Annotated in this window: 2 tRNA genes and 2 rRNA genes; all 4 read left to right on the top strand. The window is 44.8% G+C overall.

Going from position 1 to position 927, the window contains the following annotated elements:
* Nucleotides 1-113, top strand: a 16S ribosomal RNA gene (locus QSH13_RS18440); the annotation flags it as partial.
* A 71-nt stretch (nt 114-184) separates the two neighbouring features.
* Nucleotides 185-261: transfer RNA gene (locus QSH13_RS18435), tRNA-Ile, on the top strand.
* Nucleotides 262-397: 136 nt separating this feature from the next.
* Nucleotides 398-473, top strand: a tRNA-Ala gene (locus QSH13_RS18430).
* A 339-nt stretch (nt 474-812) separates the two neighbouring features.
* Nucleotides 813-927 (top strand): 23S ribosomal RNA (locus QSH13_RS18425); the annotation flags it as partial.

Below are 927 nucleotides of genomic sequence, written 5' to 3'. Positions count from 1 at the left end.
AAGAAGTAGGTAGCTTAACCTTCGGGAGGGCGCTTACCACTTTGTGATTCATGACTGGGGTGAAGTCGTAACAAGGTAACCGTAGGGGAACCTGCGGTTGGATCACCTCCTTACCTAAGAGATACGTGTTATGTGAAGTGCTCACACAGATTGTCTGATGAAGAACGAGCAGAAATACCGGTATAGGCTTGTAGCTCAGGTGGTTAGAGCGCACCCCTGATAAGGGTGAGGTCGGTGGTTCAAGTCCACTCAGGCCTACCACTTTTCCTTTATGCTGTGTTGTGAAGCAACTCGTTTACTTTAAGTAAACTTCGTTACTCCACGCCTTGCCTAAAGAAAAAGCTTCTTTTTATAAAGAAGAAAAGGAGTGGTTACACTGGTATTAAGAATGCATTATGGGGCTATAGCTCAGCTGGGAGAGCGCCTGCCTTGCACGCAGGAGGTCAGCGGTTCGATCCCGCTTAGCTCCACCATAATCTCTTGAATATAAAATAATAATTCAGAGTATATTAGCAATAGTATACTGCGAATTATTTTGCTCTTTAACAATCTGGAACAAGCTGAAAAATTGAAAACAAATCAATATATCACCGAGGTATATTGATGAGTCTCTCAAAATCTCAGACCTTGAATTTGTGATACTCCAAGGCGAGTGTCATGAGCGAGCAACAGCAATTCTAGGCGGACAGCGCGCAGTAAGCGCAGCATACTTAAAGTATGTGAGCATTACGAGCACTGCCCAACAACGAATTGATGCTTGTGCAGCCATGACCTTTAAAGTCGTCTTCGAAAGAAACATCTTCGGGTTGTGAGGTTAAGCGAATAAGCGTACACGGTGGATGCCTAGGCAATCAGAGGCGATGAAGGACGTGCTAATCTGCGATAAGCGTCGGTAAGGTGATATGAACCGTTATACCCGACGATTTC

The sequence above is a fragment of the Proteus faecis genome, assembly GCF_030286765.1.
GTDB classification, from domain to species: Bacteria; Pseudomonadota; Gammaproteobacteria; order Enterobacterales; family Enterobacteriaceae; genus Proteus; species Proteus faecis.
Note: the sequence above shows the minus strand (reverse complement) of the source record. Positions and strands in the feature narration are given on the sequence as shown.